Source organism: Streptomyces sp. NPDC058008 (genome assembly GCF_042886395.1).
In the GTDB taxonomy this organism is placed as follows: Bacteria; Actinomycetota; Actinomycetes; order Streptomycetales; family Streptomycetaceae; genus Streptomyces.
Genome location: NZ_JBHVQX010000008.1, coordinates 119,121 through 140,968, shown reverse-complemented (window position 1 = coordinate 140,968; position 21,848 = coordinate 119,121). Strand labels below are relative to the sequence as shown.

Annotated in this window: 20 protein-coding genes; 10 read left to right on the top strand and 10 right to left on the bottom strand. The window is 67.6% G+C overall.

Features of this window, described 5'->3' with window-relative positions:
- Window positions 1-136 precede the first annotated feature (136 nt).
- From ACFVS9_RS10620 to ACFVS9_RS10610, 3 genes are all read left to right on the top strand, one after another.
- Window positions 137-838 (top strand): helix-turn-helix transcriptional regulator, encoded by a 702-nt coding sequence (locus tag ACFVS9_RS10620; protein WP_383112783.1) that lies wholly within the window; start codon window positions 137-139, stop codon window positions 836-838.
- Window positions 839-899: 61 nt separating this feature from the next.
- The gene (locus tag ACFVS9_RS10615) at window positions 900-1,982 is read left to right on the top strand and encodes an inositol-3-phosphate synthase (RefSeq protein WP_383112782.1); all 1,083 of its coding nucleotides are present in this window, start codon (window positions 900-902) and stop codon (window positions 1,980-1,982) included.
- Between the two features lie 92 nt (window positions 1,983-2,074).
- On the top strand, window positions 2,075-3,364 hold the full coding sequence (locus ACFVS9_RS10610) for an MFS transporter (RefSeq protein WP_389931384.1): 1,290 nt from the start codon (window positions 2,075-2,077) through the stop codon (window positions 3,362-3,364).
- Between the two features lie 105 nt (window positions 3,365-3,469).
- Here ACFVS9_RS10610 and ACFVS9_RS10605 read toward each other — a convergent pair whose 3' ends face one another.
- A complete protein-coding gene (locus ACFVS9_RS10605) occupies window positions 3,470-4,912 on the bottom strand; it encodes a CCA tRNA nucleotidyltransferase (protein WP_389931383.1) in 1,443 nt (480 codons plus the stop codon).
- A gap of 179 nt (window positions 4,913-5,091) precedes the next feature.
- Here ACFVS9_RS10605 and ACFVS9_RS10600 point away from each other — a divergent pair, with 179 nt between their 5' ends.
- The 7 genes from ACFVS9_RS10600 to trxA all read left to right on the top strand — a co-directional run bounded on the left by ACFVS9_RS10600 (window position 5,092) and on the right by trxA (window position 14,550).
- On the top strand, window positions 5,092-7,392 hold the full coding sequence (locus ACFVS9_RS10600) for a DUF6049 family protein (RefSeq protein WP_383112779.1): 2,301 nt from the start codon (window positions 5,092-5,094) through the stop codon (window positions 7,390-7,392).
- Window positions 7,393-7,441: 49 nt separating this feature from the next.
- Window positions 7,442-9,601 (top strand): murein biosynthesis integral membrane protein MurJ, encoded by a 2,160-nt coding sequence (gene murJ, locus ACFVS9_RS10595; protein WP_389931381.1) that lies wholly within the window; start codon window positions 7,442-7,444, stop codon window positions 9,599-9,601.
- Window positions 9,602-9,732: 131 nt separating this feature from the next.
- Window positions 9,733-11,427: a serine/threonine protein kinase gene (locus ACFVS9_RS10590; RefSeq protein WP_389931380.1), complete on the top strand. Its 1,695-nt coding sequence runs from the start codon at window positions 9,733-9,735 to the stop codon at window positions 11,425-11,427.
- A gap of 25 nt (window positions 11,428-11,452) precedes the next feature.
- A complete protein-coding gene (sigM, locus tag ACFVS9_RS10585) occupies window positions 11,453-12,157 on the top strand; it encodes an RNA polymerase sigma factor SigM (protein WP_383112776.1) in 705 nt (234 codons plus the stop codon).
- Window positions 12,154-13,071 (top strand): hypothetical protein, encoded by a 918-nt coding sequence (locus tag ACFVS9_RS10580; RefSeq protein ID WP_389931378.1) that lies wholly within the window; start codon window positions 12,154-12,156, stop codon window positions 13,069-13,071. The genes sigM and ACFVS9_RS10580 overlap by 4 nt, the downstream gene beginning before the upstream one ends.
- A gap of 125 nt (window positions 13,072-13,196) precedes the next feature.
- The gene (gene trxB / locus ACFVS9_RS10575) at window positions 13,197-14,168 is read left to right on the top strand and encodes a thioredoxin-disulfide reductase (RefSeq protein ID WP_389931377.1); all 972 of its coding nucleotides are present in this window, start codon (window positions 13,197-13,199) and stop codon (window positions 14,166-14,168) included.
- Window positions 14,169-14,214: 46 nt separating this feature from the next.
- On the top strand, window positions 14,215-14,550 hold the full coding sequence (trxA, locus tag ACFVS9_RS10570; protein ID WP_356534508.1) for a thioredoxin: 336 nt from the start codon (window positions 14,215-14,217) through the stop codon (window positions 14,548-14,550).
- Window positions 14,551-14,631: 81 nt separating this feature from the next.
- Here the strand turns inward: trxA and ACFVS9_RS10565 are convergent, their stop codons facing one another.
- The 9 genes from ACFVS9_RS10565 to rpmH form a co-directional block, all read right to left on the bottom strand.
- Window positions 14,632-15,249 (bottom strand): GNAT family N-acetyltransferase, encoded by a 618-nt coding sequence (locus ACFVS9_RS10565; protein WP_383112773.1) that lies wholly within the window; start codon window positions 15,247-15,249, stop codon window positions 14,632-14,634.
- 305 nt (window positions 15,250-15,554) lie between these two features.
- Window positions 15,555-16,655, bottom strand: a complete 1,101-nt coding sequence (locus tag ACFVS9_RS10560) for a ParB/RepB/Spo0J family partition protein (RefSeq protein ID WP_389931375.1) — start codon at window positions 16,653-16,655, stop codon at window positions 15,555-15,557.
- Window positions 16,652-17,746 carry a ParA family protein gene (locus tag ACFVS9_RS10555; protein WP_383112855.1) on the bottom strand — a complete coding sequence of 365 codons (1,095 nt, stop codon included), beginning with the start codon at window positions 17,744-17,746 and terminating at the stop codon, window positions 16,652-16,654. Before ACFVS9_RS10555 ends, ACFVS9_RS10560 begins: the two co-directional genes overlap by 4 nt.
- 304 nt (window positions 17,747-18,050) lie before the next feature.
- Entirely contained in the window at window positions 18,051-18,767 is a 717-nt protein-coding gene (gene rsmG, locus ACFVS9_RS10550) for a 16S rRNA (guanine(527)-N(7))-methyltransferase RsmG (protein WP_383112771.1), read from the bottom strand.
- Between the two features lie 99 nt (window positions 18,768-18,866).
- Window positions 18,867-19,376 (bottom strand): R3H domain-containing nucleic acid-binding protein, encoded by a 510-nt coding sequence (locus tag ACFVS9_RS10545; protein ID WP_073750684.1) that lies wholly within the window; start codon window positions 19,374-19,376, stop codon window positions 18,867-18,869.
- Between the two features lie 14 nt (window positions 19,377-19,390).
- Window positions 19,391-20,659, bottom strand: a complete 1,269-nt coding sequence (yidC, locus tag ACFVS9_RS10540; protein ID WP_389931373.1) for a membrane protein insertase YidC — start codon at window positions 20,657-20,659, stop codon at window positions 19,391-19,393.
- Window positions 20,660-20,662: 3 nt separating this feature from the next.
- Complete coding sequence (gene yidD, locus ACFVS9_RS10535; RefSeq protein WP_383112769.1) at window positions 20,663-21,022, bottom strand: membrane protein insertion efficiency factor YidD; 360 nt, start codon at window positions 21,020-21,022, stop codon at window positions 20,663-20,665.
- Window positions 21,019-21,390 (bottom strand): ribonuclease P protein component, encoded by a 372-nt coding sequence (gene rnpA, locus ACFVS9_RS10530; protein WP_078850491.1) that lies wholly within the window; start codon window positions 21,388-21,390, stop codon window positions 21,019-21,021. Before rnpA ends, yidD begins: the two co-directional genes overlap by 4 nt.
- Before the next feature lie 18 nt (window positions 21,391-21,408).
- Window positions 21,409-21,546, bottom strand: a complete 138-nt coding sequence (gene rpmH, locus ACFVS9_RS10525) for a 50S ribosomal protein L34 (RefSeq protein ID WP_014047156.1) — start codon at window positions 21,544-21,546, stop codon at window positions 21,409-21,411.
- Between the last annotated feature and the right edge of the window lie 302 nt (window positions 21,547-21,848).

Genomic DNA, 21,848 nt, shown 5'->3' with positions numbered 1-21,848 from the left:
GACGCCGCTCACGAACCGCCCCCTTGTCGAACATCACGAGTCGATCTATCGTGCTGATGTATCGAGTCGATACATCAGCACGGCATAAGGTGGGCTCCACGGCCCAGGGAAGCGCCAAGCGGAAGAGGAGGCGAAGGTGAGCAGACGCTCCGGCATCCTCGAATTCGCCGTACTCGGCCTGCTCCGCGAGTCCCCCATGCACGGGTACGAGCTGCGCAAGCGCCTCAACACCTCGCTGGGCATCTTCCGTGCCTTCAGTTACGGCACGCTCTACCCCTGCCTCAAGACACTGGTCGCCAGCGGCTGGTTGATCGAGGAGCCGGGAAGTGTTCCGGCTCTGCCACCTGCCACAGGACGTGGGGCGGCCCCCGCGTCCTCGCTGGCCGGGCGCCGGGCCAAGATCGTCTACCGGCTGACGGCGGAAGGTAAGGAGCACTTCGAGGAGTTGCTCTCGCACACCGGTCCGGACTCCTGGGAGGACGAGCACTTCGCGGCTCGCTTCGCCTTCTTCGGACAGACGGAGCGAGAGGTGCGGATGCGCGTGCTCGAAGGCCGCCGCAGCAGGCTGGAGGAACGCCTCGAGAAGATGCGTGCCTCCCTCGCCCGCACGCGCGAACGACTCGACGACTACACGCTTGAGCTGCAGCGACACGGCATGGAGTCCGTGGAGCGCGAAGTGCGCTGGCTGAACGAGCTCATCGAGAGCGAGCGGTCGGGACGGGATCAGCGACGATCCTCGCCCGAGGGCTCCACTCAGCACGACACATCAGGAGAGACGGGCGGCCTGCCCCGGCTTCGGGACGACACCCGGCCGGATCCGTCCGACGACACCAAGTGACATCCCCGCAGAGCCGGAAGGCGTCACGGGGAACACCGAGAACACACAGGGAGCAATCGGCATGGGTTCGGTTCGCGTAGCCATCGTCGGCGTGGGCAACTGCGCCGCCTCGCTGGTGCAGGGCGTCGAGTACTACAAGGACGCCGATCCGGCCGGCAAGGTGCCCGGCCTGATGCACGTCCAGTTCGGCGACTACCACGTGAGCGACGTCGAGTTCGTCGCCGCCTTCGACGTCGACGCGAAGAAGGTCGGCCTCGACCTCGCGGACGCCATCGGCGCCAGCGAGAACAACACCATCAAGATCGCCGACGTGCCGAACACGGGCGTGACCGTCCAGCGCGGCCACACCCACGACGGCCTGGGCAAGTACTACCGCGAGACGATCGAGGAGTCCGCCGACGCCCCCGTCGACATCGTCCAGGTCCTCAAGGACAAGCAGGTCGACGTCCTCGTCTGCTACCTGCCCGTCGGCTCCGAGGTCGCTGCGAAGTTCTACGCGCAGTGCGCCATCGACGCCAAGGTGGCGTTCGTCAACGCCCTCCCGGTGTTCATCGCCGGCACCAAGGAGTGGGCCGACAAGTTCACCGAGGCCGGTGTCCCGATCGTCGGCGACGACATCAAGTCTCAGGTCGGCGCCACCATCACGCACCGTGTGATGGCGAAGCTGTTCGAGGACCGCGGCGTCATCCTGGACCGCACGATGCAGCTGAACGTCGGCGGCAACATGGACTTCAAGAACATGCTCGAGCGCGAGCGCCTGGAGTCCAAGAAGATCTCGAAGACGCAGGCCGTCACCTCGCAGATCCGTGACCGCGAACTGGGTGCGGACAACGTCCACATCGGCCCCTCGGACTACGTGGCCTGGCTGGACGACCGCAAGTGGGCGTACGTGCGCCTCGAGGGCCGCGCCTTCGGCGACGTTCCGCTGAACCTCGAGTACAAGCTCGAGGTCTGGGACTCCCCGAACTCGGCCGGTGTCATCATCGACGCCGTGCGTGCCGCGAAGATCGCCAAGGACCGCGGCATCGGTGGCCCGATCCTCTCGGCGTCCTCGTACTTCATGAAGTCCCCGCCCGTCCAGTACTTCGACGACGAGGCCCGCGAGAACGTCGAGAAGTTCATCAGCGGCGACGTCGAGCGCTGACCCAACTGGTCATCACTCAGTGACGTTTCCCCATGCAGGGGGCCCCCGGGCAATCCGCCCGGAGGCCCCCTACATGTGTGACGCTTGCACACATGCCTGTCGTGCGTGATCTGGGCGTACTCCTGCGCCTCCGCAACTTCCGTCGCCTGCTCGCCGTGCGGCTTCTCTCCCAGTCGGCCGACGGCGTCTACCAGGTCGCGCTCGCCACCTACGTCGTCTTCTCCCCGGAGAACCAGACGACGCCGGGCGCCATCGCCTCCGCCATGGCCGTGCTGCTGCTCCCGTACTCGCTCATCGGACCGTTCGCCGGAGTCCTGCTCGACCGCTGGCCACGCCGTCAGGTCTTCCTGTACGGAAACCTGTTGCGAGCTGCTCTGGCCTGCTGCACGGCTCTGCTGCTCCTGAGTCCCACCCCGGACTGGCTGTTCTACGCCTCCGCCCTCTGCGTGACCGCCGTCAACCGATTCGTGCTGGCCGGGCTGTCCGCAGCCCTCCCTCGCGTCGTCGACTCCGAGCGGCTCGTCCTCGCCAACTCCCTGTCCCCCACGGCCGGAACACTGGCCGCGACCGCGGGCGGCGGCCTCGCCCTGGCCATCCGGCTGCTGACGGACGGGTCGGACGCGGCTGTGGTCCTGCTGGGCGCTCTCCTCTACCTCTTCTCGGCACTGGTCGCCGTGACCTTGCCCCGCACACTCCTGGGACCGGTCCGGGGCCTGCACCACGTGCCACTGCGGGAGGCCCTCACCACGACCGCACGGGGGCTCGTCGCCGGATTGCGCCATCTGGCCGAGCGACGCGACGCAGCGCACGCCCTGGCCGCCATGACGGTGCTCCGCTTCTGCTACGGGGCACTGACCGTGATGCTGCTGATGCTGTGCCGCTACGCCTGGTCCGACGGCGAATCGGACGGCCTGGCCCTCCTCGGGCTGGCGCTCGGCACCTCCGCCGCCGGATTCTTCGTGGCCGCCCTGGTGACCCCGTGGGCAGTCGGCCGCCTCGGGCGATACGGCTGGCTGGCGGGCTGCGCGGGAGCTGCGGCCATCCTGGAGCCGGCGCTGGGACTCCCGTTCGCTCCCGCGCCGATGCTGGTGGCGGCCTTCGTACTCGGACTGATCACTCAGGGAGCGAAGATCGCTACGGATACCGAGGTGCAGACCTCGGTGGACGACGCCTATCGCGGCCGGGTCTTCTCGCTCTACGACGTGCTGTTCAACGTCGCCTTTGTCGCGGCTGCGGCCGTGTCCGCCCTGGTGCTCCCCCCGGACGGCCGTTCAGCCGTCGTCGTAGTCGCCGTGGCCGCGCTCTACGCCATCGTCTCGCTGGCCATGCTTCGTCGGCGACGCGTGAGCCTCACGCTCCAGCCCGCCCGCATCAAGGAGTGAGGGGCGGTGTTTCACGTGAAACACCGCCCCTCGGACGACCCGGGTCATGTTTCACGTGAAACATGACGACCGTGCGCGCCCTGCGCTCTCCTGCCGCGGTCGACGTCAGCCCTGCGCGGCCCACCACTCCTTGAGCGCAGCGACTGCCGCGTCGCGCTCCATCGGGCCGTTCTCCAACCGCAGCTCCAGCAGGAACGCGTACGCCTTGCCGATCACAGGTCCGGGCCCCACACCCAGGACCTGCATGATGTCGTTGCCGTCCAGGTCGGGCCGGATCGCCTCCAGCTCCTCCTGCTCCTGCAGTTGCGCGATGCGCGCTTCGAGCCCGTCGTAGGTACGCGAGAGGGCGTTGGCCTTGCGCTTGTTGCGCGTCGTGCAGTCGGAGCGCGTGAGCTTGTGCAGGCGGTCCAGCAGTGGCCCTGCATCCCGCACGTACCTGCGCACCGCGGAGTCGGTCCACTCCCCGTCGCCGTACCCGTGGAAGCGCAGGTGCAGCTCCACCAGCTTCGAGACGTCCTTGACCATGTCGTTGGAGTACTTCAGCTCGGCCATCCGCTTCCGGACCATCTTGGCCCCGACCACTTCGTGGTGGTGGAAGGAGACGCGCCCGTCCTTCTCGAAGCGTCGTGTCTTCGGCTTCCCGATGTCATGGAGGAGGGCCGCAAGACGCAGCACGAGATCCGGGCCGTCCTCCTCCAGGTCGATGGCCTGCTCCAGAACCGTCAGGGAGTGCTCGTAGACATCCTTGTGACGGTGATGCTCATCACTTTCCAGACGCAGGGCCGGCAGCTCGGGCAGCACCCTGTCGGCCAGCCCGGTGTCCACCAGAAGCCCCAGACCCTTGCGGGGGTGGCCGGAGAGCAGCAGCTTGTTCAGCTCCTCGCGCACCCTCTCGGACGAGACGATCTCGATGCGTCCCGCCATGTCCGTCATGGCCTTGACCACGTCGGGGGCCACCTCGAAGTCCAGCTGTGCCGCAAAACGTGCGGCGCGCAGCATGCGCAGCGGATCGTCGGAGAAGGATGCCTCGGGGGTGCCAGGAGTCCGCAGTACCCGCTGGGCCAGGTCGTCGAGGCCCCCGTGCGGGTCGATGAACTCCTTCTGCGGCAGTGCGACGGCCATGGCGTTGACCGTGAAGTCACGGCGTACGAGGTCGTCCTCGATCGAGTCGCCGTAGGAGACCTCGGGCTTGCGGGAGGTCCTGTCGTACGCCTCCGACCGATAGGTCGTGACCTCGATCTGGTAGCCGTTCTTCTGCGCACCCACGGTGCCGAACGCGATTCCGACCTCCCAGACCGAGTCGGCCCAGGGCCGGACGATCTTGAGCACATCCTCCGGGCGGGCGTCGGTCGTGAAGTCCAGGTCATTTCCGAGCCTGCCGAGCAACGCGTCGCGGACCGACCCACCGACCAGGGCGAGGCAGAACCCGGCCTCCTGGAATCGGAGGGCGAGGTCGTCTGCGACGGGGGACACCCGCAGCAGTTCGCTGACTGCGCGGTGCTGCACCTGACTCAGTGCACGGGGGCTGTCTTCGTTGGCGTTCGGCACAACAGAAAAGGGTACGTGCACCGACCGGCCCGGGCGTCATCGTTTCCGGCGGCCCTGCGAGACTCTCCCGATCATGTGGCATGGTCCCCGGCACTCAGGCGTCGGGCACATCGTTACCATGCGGGGACGCAGAACCGGCAGCGCCGGTACCAGCTGACGACGACGAGGGACGGGTACGCGTGGCCGAGGCGGCAGACTTTCAGGGGATGAGTCCTTCCCCTGCCCGCCGGTGGCTCCGGCGCACAGCCTCCTTGATCGTCGGAGCGCCGCTGATCGCCGGCCTCCTGGCCGGTCCCGCGGCACCCTCGGCCCAGGCCGCCGGGGGCGCGACGAAAGCCCCGACCGGCTCGCGCACCGTCGATGTGTCCCTGAACACGCTCTCCCCCAGCGCGCCGGTGGAAGGCGACACACTCACCGTCTCAGGCACCCTGACCAACAAGGGGAAGAAGACGGTCAAGGACGCCGAGGTCGACCTGCGCGTCGGACCGAGGCTGTCCGGGAGGGGGGCTGTCGACGAGGCTGCCAAGCGCACCGGCTACCTCCCGGGCAGCGACCCGGCCAAGCTCGGCGGCACCTACACGCTGAAGGTCCCCGAGCTCGCGTCCGGGGTCAGCCAGGACTTCACCCTCGCCGTTCCGGTGGACAAGCTGGACCTGGACGCGGCAGGCGTCTACCAGCTCGGGGTCTCCCTCACGGGCCGGACCACCGACTACTCCTACGACCAGGTCCTCGGTATCCAGCGGACCTTCCTGCCGTGGCAGCCCGAGGACACCAAGGGCAAGACCAGTCTCACCTTCCTCTGGCCCTTGATCGCATCGGCGCACATCACCGCCGAGACCGGGTCCGACGAACAGCAGACACCCGTGTTCGCCAACGACGACCTCGCCCTCGAGCTCGCTCCGGGCGGACGCCTCGAACAGCTGGTTTCGCTGGGCCGACAGCTTCCGGTGACCTGGGTGATCGACCCGGACCTCCTGGCCTCCGTCGACGCGATGACGAAGAACTACCGGGTCAAGAGCGGTGACACCACGGTCGCGGGCACGAACCAGGCCATCGCCAAGAAGTGGCTCACGGATCTGCAGGCGGCCGTGCAGGACGGGAAGGTGGTGGCGCTCCCGTTCGCCGACCCCGACCTGGCGTCCATCGCCCACCGCGGCAAGAACGTCTCGGGCGCCCTCAGCCACCTGCAGACGGCGACCGAGGTCGCCGGGACCACGGTGGAGACCGTCCTCCACGTGAAGCCGTCCACGGACTTCGCCTGGCCGGTGGACGGTGCGATCGATCCCTCGGTCGTCGATGTCGCCACCTCGGCCGGCGCGCACAAGGTGATCGCCCGGAGCGACAGCCTCGAGGAGACCGGCGGGCTGCCCTACACACCGACGGCGGCCCGGCCGATCGGCGGCGGTACGACCGCCGTCGTCACCGACCACCGGCTGTCCACCGCGTTCACCGGTGACATGGCCAAGGCAGGCGACTCGACCCTCGCCGTCCAGAAGTTCCTGGCCCAGACGCTCGCGGTGACCGAGCAGGACCCCGACAACGAGCGCAGCATCGTCGTCGCCCCTCAGCGGACGCCCACCGCGGCCCAGGCACAGACGATGGCGCGCGCCCTGCAGGCGCTCACGGCCGACCGCTGGACCCAGCCCCTCGACCTGATGGCGGCCGCGGAACAGAAGCCTGACGCACAGGCCACCACGAAGGTGCCCAGGGCCTCCCAGTACCCGAAGAAGCTGCGAAGCCAGGAACTGCCCACCCAGGCGTTCCAGGACATCAGGACGACGCAGAACTCCCTCGACAGCTTCCAGGTCATCCTCACCCAGCCCGACCGGGTGGTGACCCCCTTCGGCAACGCGATCAACCGCGCCGTGTCGACGTCGTGGCGCGGCAGCCCGCTGGAGGCGCAGCGGTACCGCGACGCGGTCCGCACTTATCTCCAGGGCCTCACCAACGAGGTCAAGCTGATCACGAAGTCGGATGTGACCCTGTCCGGGCGCAGTGCCACGATCCCGGTGACGGTGCAGAACAAGCTGGTGCAGGGTGTCGACCACCTCGTACTCCGTCTGACCTCGGGCAATGCCACCCGGCTCAAGCTGAACGACGGTGGTGCCGTCGCCGACCAGCCGGTCGAGATCGCGGGCGGTCACAGTCAGTCCGTGAAGTTCGACGCGGCCGCCAACGCCAACGGACAGGCGCAGCTCAAGGCGCGGCTCTTCACCGCGGACGGCACCCCGTACGGCGAGGAGATGACCTTCACGGTGAAGGTCTCGGAGGTCACCCCGACGGTGCTCCTCGTGATCGCCGGCGGGCTGCTGCTGCTGGTCCTGGCGGGCATCCGGATGTACACGCACCGCAAGCGCACCGTCGCGGGCGGCGCGGTGGGGGACAACGGCGGCGAACCCGAGCAGCCGAGTGACCCCACGCCGGACACCGGTCCGGAAAGCGGGAACCCATCGGGCCCGGGTGAGAAAGTGGACCGTTGAGCGATGTCTGTCGGGGCCTGTCGGCCGGGGACAATGAGGTGGGGTTTCGATGAACGCGCCGTACGACGGTGACCGCGGCCAGGGCGCGGGCGGAGCTGGGTCTTCCAGCGGTCCGCCGGGGCCACCGAGCGGCGGCCAGGAGGGGGAGGCACCCGACCCCTACCTGCAGCACGCGTACGACCACGATCCGTACCGCGCGCAGGACCTCGCCGCGCAGGATCCGGTGGCCGAGGCGCTGTACGACCGCGCCTCACATCCGCCGCCGCCTCCGGGCACCTACCAGGAACCTCAGCCGCTCTACCAGCAGCCTCCGGCCGCCCAGTACGCCCCCGACCCCCGCATCTGGGCCCAGACGCCGCCACCGGAGCCCGCAGGCCCCTCACGGCACCTGCCCTACGGCGACAACGCGGCGACCACACAGTACGTCGGCGTCGACGACCTCGTCACCCAGGCTTCCGGGGACCGCGGGGAGCAGGACGCGTTCGCTCACCTCTTCCGCGACCAGGAAGGCTCGGGGCGGCCTCCCGGCCCCCCTGCCGAGCCTGAGGCAGCTCCGGCACCCGTGCCTCCGAAGTCCGGTGGCCGGGCCGCCGGGATACTGAAGTCCAGTGCGCTGATGGCTGCGGGCACCCTGGTGTCCCGGCTGACCGGCTTCGTACGCAGCCTCGTGATCACCGCTGCGCTGGGCGCGGCTCTCCTCGGTGACAGCTTCACCATCGCGTACACCCTGCCCACGATGATCTACATCCTCACCGTGGGCGGCGGGCTCAACTCGGTCTTCGTTCCTCAGCTCGTCCGGTCCATGAAGGACGACGCGGACGGTGGTGAGGCCTTCGCCAACCGGCTGCTGACGCTCGTCATGGCCGCTCTCGGCGTGATCGTCGCGATCGCCGTCTTCGCCGCGCCGTGGCTCATCCACATGATGTCCCCGACCATCGCGAACGATGCCGCGGCCAACAGTGTGTCCGTCACCTTCGCCCGCTACTGCCTGCCGACCATCTTCTTCATGGGCGTGCACGTGGTCATGGGCCAGATCCTCAACGCCCGCGGCAAGTTCGGCGCGATGATGTGGACCCCGGTCCTCAACAACATCGTCATGATCTTCACGTTCGGCCTCTTCATCTGGGTGTACGGCTCCTCGGCCGAATCCCGGATGGGTGTCCAGACGATCCCCGCCGAGGGTGTCCGTCTGCTGGGCATCGGTACGCTGCTCGGCCTGGTCGTCCAGGCCCTGGCCATGATCCCGTACCTCCGTGAGGCAGGGTTCCGCTTCCGTCCGCGCTTCGACTGGAAGGGGCACGGACTCGGAAAGACGATCAAGCTCGCGAAGTGGACGGTTCTCTTCGTTCTCGCCAACCAGGCCGGCGTCATCGTCGTCACGCAGCTGGCCACGTCGGCCGGCAAGCTGTCGGGCAAGGACGGCACGGGCTTCCTGGCCTACTCCAACGCCCAGCTGATCTGGGGCATGCCCCAGGCCATCATCACCGTCTCGGTCATGGCGGCCCTGCTGCCCCGCATCTCCCGCGCCGCGCATGACAACGACCCCGGGGCCGTCCGCGACGACATCTCGCAGGGTCTGCGCAACTCGGCGGTGGCCATCGTCCCGGTCGCCTTCACCTTCCTCGCGCTCGGCCTGCCGATGTGCACCCTGCTGTACGCGTCCAGCGGCACCGAGGCCGCGCGGTCGATGGGCTTCATCCTGATGGCGTTCGGCCTCGGTCTCATCCCGTACTCCGTGCAGTACGTCGTGCTACGTGGCTTCTACGCGTACGAGGACACCCGGACCCCCTTCTACAACACGGTCATCGTCGCCGCGGTGAATGCCGCGGCCTCCGCCCTCTGCTACGTGATTCTTCCGGCCCAGTGGGCAGTCGTGGGAATGGCGGCGTCCTACGGACTGGCCTACGCGGTCGGTGTCGGCATCGCCTGGCGACGGCTGAGCCACCGGCTCGGCGGTGACCTCGACGGCGCCCGTGTGGTGCGCACCTACGCCCGTCTCTGCCTGGCCGCGGTCCCCGCGGCCGTGATCGGCGGCGGCGTGGGATTCGCTCTCCTGAAGACCCTCGGCGAGGGAGCCGGCGGGTCCGTGGTGGCACTGGTCTGTGGCAGCGTCGTCCTGCTGGGCGTCTTCTTCGTCTCGGCGAAGAAAATGCGTATCGAAGAGCTCAACGGCATGGTCGGCATGGTCCGGGGACGTCTCGGACGCTGATACGCGCGCCGTGGCCGCACAACCATCGCTGGACACCGCGTGTCGTGCATAGCGCCGGAGTGTGGGCACAATTGGCGTGACTGTGCAGAGCTGGCTGGCATCGCGCAACGGATGGGGAGGCAGGAACGACGGTGGCGGAACGTAGCACGGCTGCTGTCGACGTGGCCGACAACAGCGGCGACGAGCCGCTGTCCGCCAAGGCGGACGCGGCCACGACCGACGGGACGGCACAAACCCAGGACGCAGAGGGCACGGGCTCGAAGGACGCGGCCAAGGGGCGTGACAGCTCCGACTCCGTACCGGCCTCGCCCGACCTGCACAGCGGTCACAAGCTGGCCGGACGGTACCGCCTCGAGGAGTGCGTCACGCGGCTGGACGGCTTCAGCAGCTGGCGTGCCGTGGACGAGAAGCTGCGGCGTGCGGTGGGTGTCCACCTGCTGCCCGCCAATCACCCGCGTGCCCGCTCGGTGCTGGCGGCGGCCCGCTCCTCCGCCCTCCTCGGTGACCCGCGCTTCGTGCAGGTCCTGGACGCCGTGGAGGAGGACGACCTCGTCTACGTCGTCCACGAATGGCTCCCCGACGCCACCGAGCTCACGGCGCTGCTGGCCGCCGGACCGCTGGAAGCCCACGACGCCTACCAGCTCGTGAGCCAGATCTCCCAGGCCATGGCAGCGGCGCACCGCGAGGGGCTCGCCCATCTGCGTCTCACCCCCGGCGCCGTACTGCGCAGCTCCACGGGCCAGTACCGGATTCGCGGCCTGGCCGTGAACGCCGCCCTGCGCGGCGTCACCGCCGATCAGCCGCTGCGCACGGACACCGAGGCCATCGGCGCCCTCCTCTACGCCGCCCTGACCCGGCGCTGGCCGTATGAGAGCGATGCGTACGGCCTCACCGGGCTTCCCAAGGACCTGGGCCTGATCCCCCCGGACCAGGTGCGGGCCGGCGTTCACCGGGGCCTGTCCGAACTGGCCATGCGCGCGCTCGCCAACGACGGTGCCACCGCCTCGCGGCAGGAGCAGCCGTGCACCACCCCGGACGAGCTGGCGAAGGCCGTCGCGGCCATGCCGCGCATCCTTCCGCCGGAGCCCGCCTTCACGGCGCCGCCCGAGTACCAGCGCACGACCTACCAGCAGGGCACGTACGGTCGCCCCTCGACACGGCCCGCTTCCGTCGCCCAGCCCGTCATCGTTCCGCCTCCTCCCCTTCAGAGCCGTACCGGCAAGGCACTCAAGTGGGCGGTTTCCGCCTTGCTCATCGCCGCTCTGGGCCTGGGCAGCTGGCAGCTGGCAGAAACCGTCATCGACCGGAACAGCGGCTCAGGGGACCCGGCCCCTACGCAGACCACCGAGGAGGGCGGCGACGACAACAACGCCGTCGAACCCAGCAAGCCGGTCACCATCGTGGGAGCCCAGGACTACGACCCGCTCGGCGACGGCTCCGAGAAGCCCGCCTCCATCAAGAACGTCTACGACGGGGACGCAAGCTCCTACTGGACCACGGACGGCTATTACAGCGCCGACTTCGGGCGGCTCAAGGAGGGCGTCGGAGTCGTTCTGGACCTCGGCGAGGTCCAGCAGGTCGGCAACGTCCAGGTGTCCTTCCTCGGGGGCAGCACCTCCGTCGAGCTGAGGACCACCGCGGACGCGACCGTCCCTTCGATGCCGACCGGTTTCACCAAGGCCGCGGCAGGATCCGGAACGAAGGTGTCCCTCAAGCCCGACAAGCCGGTGGAGGCGCGGTACCTTCTGGTCTGGCTGACCAAGCTGCCCATGAGTGACGGCGGAAGCTACCGGGGCAAGATCTCGGACATCAAGGTCACCAGCTGACCGCACCAGGGGAGGGGGCTCACCGTTGGACGACGCCGGATTCGCCGACGTCAGCGACCAGGATCTCCTGGCCCAGCACGTCGCGGGCGACCCTGACGCCTTCGGTGAGCTCGTACGGCGGCACCGTGACCGCCTCTGGGCCGTGGCCCTGCGCACGCTGGGCGACCGTGAGGAAGCCGCCGACGCCGTGCAGGACGCTCTTGTCTCCGCTTTCCGTGCCGCCCACACCTTCCGGGGCCACTCCGCCGTCACCACCTGGCTGCACAGGATCACCGTCAACGCCTGCCTCGACCGTGCCCGCAAGGCGGCCTCACGGAGAACCGCGCCGGTCGACGACACCGAGCGGCTCGATCAGCTCATGGAACCGCACGAATCCGCCGAGGCCCCTGCCGAACGGCAGGATCTGCATCGTGAACTCCTGAACGCACTCGCCACTCTGCCCGCCGAACAGCGCGCCGCCCTCGTCCTCGTGGACATGCAGGCCTACCCGGTAGCCGAAGCGGCCCGCATCCTCGATGTACCGACCGGGACCGTGAAGAGCCGTTGCGCGCGGGGCCGTGCCAGACTGCTCCCCTTGCTCACCCATCTACGCAGCGGCAGAGGGGACAGGAAGGACAGCCCCGTGGAGAGGAACCGGACGCAGGGTGTATCCGTCCCACCGGCGTCAGGACCAAGAGACGCGGGAGACGGCGATCCCGCCGGCGTGAAGGGTGGAGGTGGGCTCGCATGACATCAGCAGCCGACACGGCTCAGCACCCGGATGCCTCGGAGATCGCCGATCTCACCGAAGGACTTCTCCCCTCGTCCCGCGAGGCAGCACTCCGCGACCACATCGACGCCTGTGTGGAGTGCGGGGACGTCTACGCCTCACTGGAGGAAATCCGCTCTCTGCTGGGAGCGGTACAGCCCCTCTCTGAACGCATGCCCGAAGATGTCAGCCGCAGAATTGACGCGGCTCTGGCATCGGAAGCGACGGCCATCTCTGCGGCACGGGACGCCGCTGCTGTTTCACGTGAAACCAGCGTTCCATCGACCGAGAACACATCGGTGACCCGGCCCGCCGGGCACCCCCGCGGTGCCACCGGCCCCGGCCGGAGTCCGGCTCGCCGTCGGCGACGTACGGTAATCCTCGGCACCGCCTTCGGTGCGGCGGCGGTCGGCATGAGCGTCTTCCTTCTCCAGTCCCTCCAGCCGTCCCACGATTCGGCGAGCTCGATGGCCGACCACGGTGTCAGCGCCGCGGAGAAGAGCCGAGGAAGCCTTTCGGAAAACGCGCTGGAAGACCGGGTTCACGCGCTCCTGAGCGAGACGCGAACGTCCGAAGCTCCGACGGACCTCGGTACGCCGTCCCTGGACACCAAATCCTCTCCTGAGGGAGTGTCCCCCAGGGCCGAAACCCCCGGCACCCTGCGCGCGCCGGTCGTGGACGTGCCGGAGTGTGTCCAGCAGGGCACCGGCAGGAACAGTCCTGCCCTGGCCGTGGAAGAGGACACTTACGAAGGGACAGCCGCGTTCCTCGTCGTACTGCCCCATGAGACCGATCCCCGCCGTGTCCAGGCCTATGTCATCGACGCGGCTTGCGTGGATTCGACGTCTGCGGCAAAGGGGCAACTGTTGCTGACCCGCTCCTACGACCGCCTCTGAGGTCTCGCCGGGAGCCGGACCGCTCTTTCGGGAATGCATGCCCCGTAGGATCCGTTGGGTGGGGTGAGAGTCGTGGAACCGGCCCCAGTAGGCAGTAGGCAGTCTGCAGAGACGAGGAAGAACCCGTGAGCGACGTCCGTAATGTGATCATCATCGGCTCCGGGCCGGCTGGTTACACCGCCGCCCTGTACACCGCTCGCGCCTCCCTGAAGCCGCTGGTGTTCGAGGGTGCCGTCACCGCCGGTGGTGCGCTGATGAACACCACCGACGTGGAGAACTTCCCGGGCTTCCAGGACGGAATCATGGGCCCCGAGCTCATGGACAACATGCGCGCCCAGGCTGAGCGCTTCGGTGCCGAGCTCATCCCCGACGACGTGGTCTCCGTCGACCTCACCGGAGAGATCAAGACCGTCACGGACACGGCGGGCACGGTGCACCGCGCCAAGGCCGTCATCGTCACCACGGGATCCCAGCACCGCAAGCTGGGCCTGCCCAACGAGGACGCGCTCTCCGGACGCGGTGTCTCCTGGTGTGCCACCTGCGACGGCTTCTTCTTCAAGGACCAGGACATCGCCGTCATCGGCGGCGGCGACACCGCGATGGAGGAGGCAACCTTCCTCTCCCGGTTCGCCAAGTCCGTCACGATCGTCCACCGCCGCGACTCCCTGCGGGCCTCCAAGGCCATGCAGGATCGTGCCTTCGCCGACCCGAAGATCAAGTTCGCCTGGGACAGCGAGGTGGCGACGGTCCACGGGGACCAGAAGCTCTCCAGCCTCACCCTGCGCAACACCAAGACCGGTGAGACCTCCGAGCTTCCGGTCACGGGCCTGTTCATCGCCGTCGGCCACGACCCCCGCACGGAACTCTTCAAGGGCCAGCTCGACCTCGACGACGAGGGCTACCTCAAGGTCGAGGCCCCGTCGACGCGCACCAACCTGAAGGGTGTCTTCGGCGCCGGCGACGTCGTCGACCACACCTACCGACAGGCGATCACGGCCGCCGGCACCGGCTGCTCCGCAGCCCTCGACGCGGAGCGGTTCCTGGCCGCGCTCTCCGACGAGGAGCTGGCCGAGCCGGAGAAGACCCCGGCCGTCTGACCGCATCCCCCGATCCCACACCCCCACGAAGTTAAGGAGGCCCGCCGTGGCCGGCGCCCTGAAGAACGTGACCGACGACTCCTTCGACGAGGACGTCCTGAAGAACGACAAGCCCGTGCTGGTGGACTTCTGGGCCGCCTGGTGCGGCCCGTGCCGCCAGATCGCCCCTTCACTGGAGGCCATCGCGGCTGAGCACGGCGACCAGATCGAGATCGTCAAGCTCAACATCGACGAGAACCCGGCCACCGCGGCGAAGTACGGCGTGATGTCGATCCCCACACTGAACGTGTACCAGGGTGGCGAGGTCGCGAAGACCATCGTCGGCGCAAAGCCGAAGGCAGCGATTCTCCGCGACCTGGAGAACTTCATCGTCCAGAAGTAGCGGCTGACTGTTTCACGTGAAACGGGCTCTCACCACCAGGAGGGCCCGTTCTGCGTGTCGCTCACCCCTCGGCATCGGCAGTCAGAGGGGACGAAGAACCGGCTCCTTCTGTACGACGCCGAGCAGCCGGTCCAGGGCCAGCTCGACATCCTCCTTCCAGGAGAGCGTCGAACGCAGTTCAAGCCTCAGACGCGGATACCTGGGATGAGGACGCACTGTCTTGAAGCCGACAGCGAGCAAGTGATCCGCCGGCAGCACACATGCGGGCTCCTTCCACCTGGCGTCGCCAAAGGCCTCGATCGCCTTGAACCCGCGTCGCAGCAAGTCCTTGGCAACCGTCTGGACCATCACGCGCCCCAACCCCTGCCCCTGATATCCGGGGACGATCAACGCGGTCATGAGTTGCACGGCGTCGGGGGATACCGGGCTGGTGGGAAACGCCGTGGACCGCGGGACATACGCCGGGGGCGCGTAGAGCACGAAGCCGACCGCGGCATCATCCACATAGACGACCCGTCCACAGGATCCCCACTCCAGCAGAGCAGAGGAGATCCAGGCTTCCTTCTCGACTTCGGGCCTGCCGGCCTTTACCGCGGCTTCCCCGCTGACCGGATCAAGCTCCCAGAAGACACACGAGCGGCAACGCCTGGGGAGATCGGGAAGATTGTCGAGTGTGAGCGGTACGAGCCGACGCCCCATGTAGGCGGTTCCTCACTTCCTACGCCCGCCGCATCACGTGCGGCTGCCAGCGCACTCCGTTCTCGGAACAGGCTGCCGACGAACCCCCCGACAGCGCCGAGCCCCAAACCGACTGTCACCAGGTGGCTGCGATGCACTGATCGCACGGCCCCCGCCTCCTCTGAGGTGGATCACGGTGGTGGATACGCCATACCAGAACGCATCGTATCCACCCAGAGGTGATGGGGATACCGAGAGACGGCAAAGGGCGGGGCGGGTTCTGGAGAACTTCCCGGAACCCGCCCCGCCCTCACCGTTCAGCAGTCTCAGGCCTCGTCGGCTTCGGCCTGCTCTTCCTCCGTGCTCCGTTCAAGCACGCGTCCTTCACCCGGAGCAAGACTGCCGAGGATGCGGTCCAGATCCTCCATCGAGGCGAACTCGACGACGATCTTTCCCTTCTTCTGCCCGAGGTCGACCTTCACTCGCGTCTCGAACCGGTCGGAGAGCCGCGAAGCGAGATCGGTCAGCGCCGGCGAGACCCGGCCACCGGCCCTGGGGCCCTTGGGCTTCGCAGAACTCGTCGGCTCGGACCCGAGGAGATTCACGATTTCCTCGACGGCACGCACCGACAGCCCTTCGGCGACGATGCGGTGAGCGAGCCGGTCCTGTTCCTCCGAGTCGTCCACCGACAGCAAAGCCCTCGCGTGCCCGGCCGAGAGAACTCCCGCGGCCACCCTGCGCTGGACGGACGGGGAGAGCCGCAACAGTCGGAGCGTGTTCGACACCTGCGGACGAGACCTGCCGATCCGGTCCGCCAGCTGATCGTGCGTGCACTTGAAGTCCTTCAGCAGCTGGTCGTACGCCGCCGCCTCCTCCAAGGGGTTCAGCTGAGCCCGGTGGAGGTTCTCCAGAAGCGCGTCGAGGAGCAGCTTCTCGTCATCGGTCGCGCGGACGATGGCGGGGATGCGCTCCAGGCCGGCTTCGCCACAGGCCCTCCAACGGCGCTCACCCATGATGAGCTCGAAACGGTCCTCGTCGACCTTGCGCACGACGACGGGCTGAAGGAGCCCCACCTCCTTGATGGAGGTGACCAGCTCAGCCAGCGCGTCCTCGTCGAAGACCTCACGAGGCTGCTTGGGGTTGGGCGTGATCGACGACAGCGGAATCTCTGCGAAGTACGCCCCGGCCGAGTCGCTCCGACCGACGGCGGGATCCATCTCCTCGACCGGGGAGCTCGGCTCCGGGACCAAGGAACCGGACGGGAGCGCGGCGAGTTTCGCGGCAGGCACCCCACGCTCCGCGGTCATCGTGTGGGCCGTCAGCCCCGCATTCGCACCCGAAGCGGGACTCGCGACCTGCTTCTCCTGAGGAGCTGCGGGAATCAGTGCACCGAGTCCACGCCCCAGCCCTCTACGACGCTCACTCACTGCATGCCCTCCGAATGGCTCTGCTGACTGTTCTGGACGCCCGTGTGGGCAGGATCGCCTGCCGGAGCGTGCTGGGCCTCGTAATGCACTCCCACGCCTCTCAGCGCGATCTCACGGGCCGCCTCGAGGTAGGAGAGGGATCCGCTGGAGCCCGGATCGTACGTCAGGACCGTCTGCCCGTAGCTCGGCGCCTCCGAGATGCGCACCGAACGCGGAATGCTGGTCCGCAGCACCTCCTTGCCGAAGTGGGTGCGCACCTCTTCCGCGACCTGCGAAGCAAGCCTGGTCCTGCCGTCGTACATGGTGAGCAGGATCGTCGATACGTGGAGATCGGGATTCAAGTGTCCACGGACCAGGTCCACGTTGCGCAGCAGCTGCCCAAGCCCTTCCAGCGCGTAGTACTCGCACTGAATCGGGATGAGTACCTCAGCTCCGGCCACGAGCGCGTTCACTGTCAGGAGACCGAGCGACGGCGGGCAGTCGATGAGGATGTAGTCCAGCGGCTGGTCGTAGGCCTGGATCGCCCGCTGAAGTCGACTCTCCCGCGCGACCAGAGAGACCAGCTCGATCTCGGCACCCGCGAGATCAATGGTGGCCGGCGCGCAGAAGAGACCTTCTACGTCCGGGACCGGCTGCACCACCTCGGAGAGCGGCATGCTCTCCACCAGAACGTCGTAGATGGAGGGGACCTCGGCGTGGTGGTCGATTCCCAGAGCCGTGGAGGCGTTCCCCTGCGGGTCGAGGTCCACCACCAGAACGCGCGCACCGTGCAGAGCGAGCGAGGCGGCGAGATTGACCGTCGAAGTCGTCTTGCCCACGCCGCCCTTCTGGTTGGCGACGACCATGACGCGTGTCCGGTCCGGCCGTGGCAGCCCCTCACCGGCGCGGCCAAGGGCCTCGACCGCCAGCTGTGCCGCACGACCAATGGGTGTGTCATCCATGGGCGGCGGTGTTTCACGTGAAACACCGTCCCCCAGGGACTCGGTACGGGGACCGGGGACCGGGTCGGTCATCGGCCCCGCGATGTTGGCGTCGGACCGCAAGGATTCACTCTCCTCGACTTCAGGCTCGCAATGAACAGAGCCTGCCATGCTTTCGGGGTAGTGAACCAGCGAGGCCGACTGTTCTGTGGATGAATCCGCTTCTGTGGACAACTTCATGGCCCGTACGGGCTTGCGGTCGCGCGGCGCGGCAGCCGCACGACCGCGACCGATGATTCCCTGCAGCAGAGAGCGACGTTTCACGTGAAACACGATGCCCCTGCGGCCCAGGACCAGGCTCTCGACACTCCGCAGGCTGCACATATCGCTGCATGCATGGAGCATCAGTACAAAAAGTCCTGAGAATACTAAAAGGGAAGAAAAGAGACCGTGCCGTCCTTCGGTGAGCCCGTACTCATCGGCGTCGCCGCGTCCGGCCGACCCGTGCGGCCTTGGCGCGCTTTGCGGCGAACCTCACACCGCCCGGGCTCTCTCCGACCACCACACGCACCACGGTGGAAGCGGGATCGACGAGCCCCTCACCGACGTGCAGGACCTCGGTATCCACCACGCCGAGCTTGCTCAGAGCGGCACGTGCTCCCTGGATCTCCTCCTCGGCCGTTCCCCCCTTGAGCGCCAGCATCTCTCCGTACGGACGGAGCAGGGGGACGCCCCAGCCGGCGAGCCGGTCGAGCGGCGCCACCGCGCGCGCGGTCACCACGTGGACCGGCTGCAGGGTCCCGAGCACCTCCTCGGCCCGGCCCCGGACGACTGTCACGTGATCCAGTCCCAGAAGCTCGACGACCTCCTGGAGGAAGTTGGTGCGGCGCAGCAGCGGCTCGAGCAGGGTGATCTTCAGATCCGGGCGGACCAGCGCCAGCGGGATGCCGGGGAGGCCGGCCCCCGACCCCACGTCGCACACCGTGACACCCTCGGGAACCACCTCGGAGAGCACCGCGCAGTTCAGGAGGTGGCGTTCCCACAGGCGCGGCACCTCGCGGGGGCCGATCAGCCCACGCTTGACGCCCGCATCCGCGAGCAGTTCCGCATACCTGACAGCCTCGGGGAAGAACTCACCGAATACCGCCTGCGCCTCCTTGGGCGCCTGAGGGAGCTCTGCTTCCTCCGTCACGGGGACCGTCCTTCCGTACCGCACTAGCACGCTGACTATCAGGCTGACAAAGATCGGCCCCGCCTGCGAACAGACGGGGCCGACAGTACAAGGATCCGGTCAGGCCGGGAGAACGACGACGAAGCGCTGAGGCTCCTCGCCCTCGGACTCGCTGCGCAGACCTGCTGCCGCGACCGCGTCGTGCACGACCTTGCGCTCGAACGGCGTCATCGGCTCCAGCTTCACGGGCTCGCCCGAGCTCTTGACCTCATCCGCGGCCTTGGCACCCAGCGCGGCGAGAACTTCACGCTTCTTGGCACGGAAACCGGCGATGTCCAGCATCAGACGGCTGCGGTCACCGGTCTCACGGTGAACGGCCAGGCGCGTCAGCTCCTGCAGCGCCTCCAGCACCTCACCGTCGCGGCCCACGAGCTTCTGCAGGTCACGCGCCGATTCGCTGATGATCGAGACCGCGGCCCGGTCCGCCTCCACGTCCATGTCGATGTCGCCGTCCAGGTCGGCGATGTCGAGCAGGCCCTCGAGGTAGTCAGCCGCGATCTCCCCCTCCTGCTCGAGGCGCGTCAGAGTGTCGCTGCCCTCAGCGGCCGTGGTGGTGGTGCCTTCCGTCACGGATGGACTCCTTCTTACTTCTTGGACGGGTGCTTGGGCCGCTGCGGGCCCTTGCGCTGTCCGGACTTGGCTTGGCGTGAGGAACCGGACGCGGCGGACTTGTCCGCCGGCTTCGGCTTGTCGTCCTGCGATGCGTCCTGCTTCTCCAGCGAGGTCTTGGATTCCGGGCCGGTGGAGCCCGAGTCCTTCGCCGCACCGGAGTGCGTGGCAGCAGTGTGGCGCTTCGCCTTGGTCTGGCGCTTGGGCTGCTGGCGCTTGGGCGCGGCACCGCCCTCGGCCTCGAGGATGGCCGCTTCGCTCTTCGCCACCGTCCCGTCCTCCTGGGCGGCGAGGCCGAGCTTGCCCAGACCCGTGATGAACTTGCGCTCGATGTCGTTGCGGTCGGGGCCCTTGGCGACGATCCGCTTGACCGTGTTGCGCCGTGTACGCCCACGGACCTCGCCGTGCGCGGTCACGCTCTTCAGCACGCGGTTCAGGTACTGGTCCTGCGCCTTGCTGCCCGGAGTCGGGTTCTGGTTGATCACGTACATCTGCTGACCCATGGTCCAGACGTTGGTGGTCAGCCAGTAGACAAGGACACCGACGGGGAAGTTGATACCCATGACGGCGAAGATCACGGGGAAGACGTACATCAGCATCTTCTGCTGCTGCATGTACGGGGTCTTCACCGTCAGGTCGACGTTCTTCGTCATCAGCTGGCGCTGGGTGAAGAACTGCGACGCGGACATCATCACGATCATGATCGCGGTGACGACACGGACATCGGTGAGCGAGGCGCCGAGGGCCGAGACCTTCTCTTCGCTGTCCATGAACTTCGCGGCCAGCGGAGCGCCGAAGATGTGCGCCTGACGGGCGCTGTCCAGCAGCGGCTGGTCGATGACGCCGATCGTCTTGCCCGAGGCGATGGCCGAGAGCACGTGATACAGGGCGAAGAAGAACGGGGACTGCGCCAGGATGGGAAGGCACGAGGAGAGGGGGTTGGTACCCGTCTCCTTGTACAGCTTCATCATCTCTTCGGACTGACGCTGCTTGTCGTTCTTGTAGCGCTCCTGGATCGCCTTCATCTTCGGCTGGAGCACCTGCATGTTCCGGGTCGACTTGATCTGCTTCACGAAAAGCGGGATCAGACAGATCCGGATCAGGACCACCAGGGACACGATGGACAGGCCCCAGGCCCACCCGGTGTCATCGCCGAAGAGCGCTCCGTACAGCTTGTGGAACTGGACGATGACCCATGAAACAGGTGTGGTGATAAAGCTGAACAGACTGGCAATCGTGTCCACTAATCAGGCTCCTTGAGCTTTGGGCGAGGTCTCTGTGGCCGGGCTCAGGGGTTCGGAGACCGACCCCCCGGAAGGCACATCGCCGGCGGAGTCCCCGCCCTTGCCGCCACGCACATAGCTGCGCAGCAGTTCGTGCCAACGCGGACGTTTGCGTGGCGGTACGTAGTCCACGCCGCCGGGTGACCACGGATTGCAACGAAGGATGCGCCAAGCGGTCAGCGCTGTTCCCTTGATCGCACCGTGCCGGTCGATCGCCGTATATCCATAGTGGGAACACGACGGGTAGTAACGGCAGACAGGCCCCAGAAGCGGGCTGATCGTCCACTGGTACAGCTTGATAAGAGCCAGCAGCGGGTACTTCATCGCGCGCCCCCTCCCAGCAGCCGCTGAAGGGCGGCATCCAGGTCTCGGGCCAGCTGTGCATGGTCGGCGTCACCCGATCCGGGTAGCGCTCGTACGACAACAAGGCTACCGGGGGGCAGCTGAGCGAGCCGATCGCGGACCAGATGGCGAAGCTTGCGCTTCACCGCGGTGCGAACGACCGCTCCACCCACTGCTTTGCTGACAACGAAACCCGCACGCGGCGGGGGAGCACTCTCCCCTGTCACGTGCGGGTCCGTAGCACCGCTGCGTAGATGTACGACGAGTAGCGGGCGTCCGGCCCGACGTCCCCGGCGTACAGCGACCGCGAAGTCCTCGCGCCGCCTCAGCCGATTCTCGGTAGGCAGCACGTCATGACCTGGCCGCGATCAGGCGGACAGGTTCGCGCGACCCTTGCCGCGGCGGTTCGCGAGAATCGCGCGGCCGGCACGGGTACGCATACGCAGCCGGAAGCCATGGGTCTTGGCGCGACGACGATTGTTCGGCTGGAAGGTGCGCTTGCTCACTCGGGGGCTCCAGAAATGATTCGTGTGTTGGCGGGACATCGCCTGGCTGTCACCGTGCGCCCACGAGGAACTCGCGTAAACGCCTTAGTGCACCGCTTCACAATCACAGATCGTGATGTTTGCCCATCGGAGGCAGGCGGCAGCAGCCATCGACAACTCGACCTGGTCACGGTACGCGCGGCTACGCCATTCGGTCAAACCGGCTCCGCGCCACCCCCTGCTGTACACAGCCTGTGGACAACAACTTGAACCGTGCGGGTCGGCCTGACTACCGTGGCTGAACTCCGGTTCTTTTCCTTCCT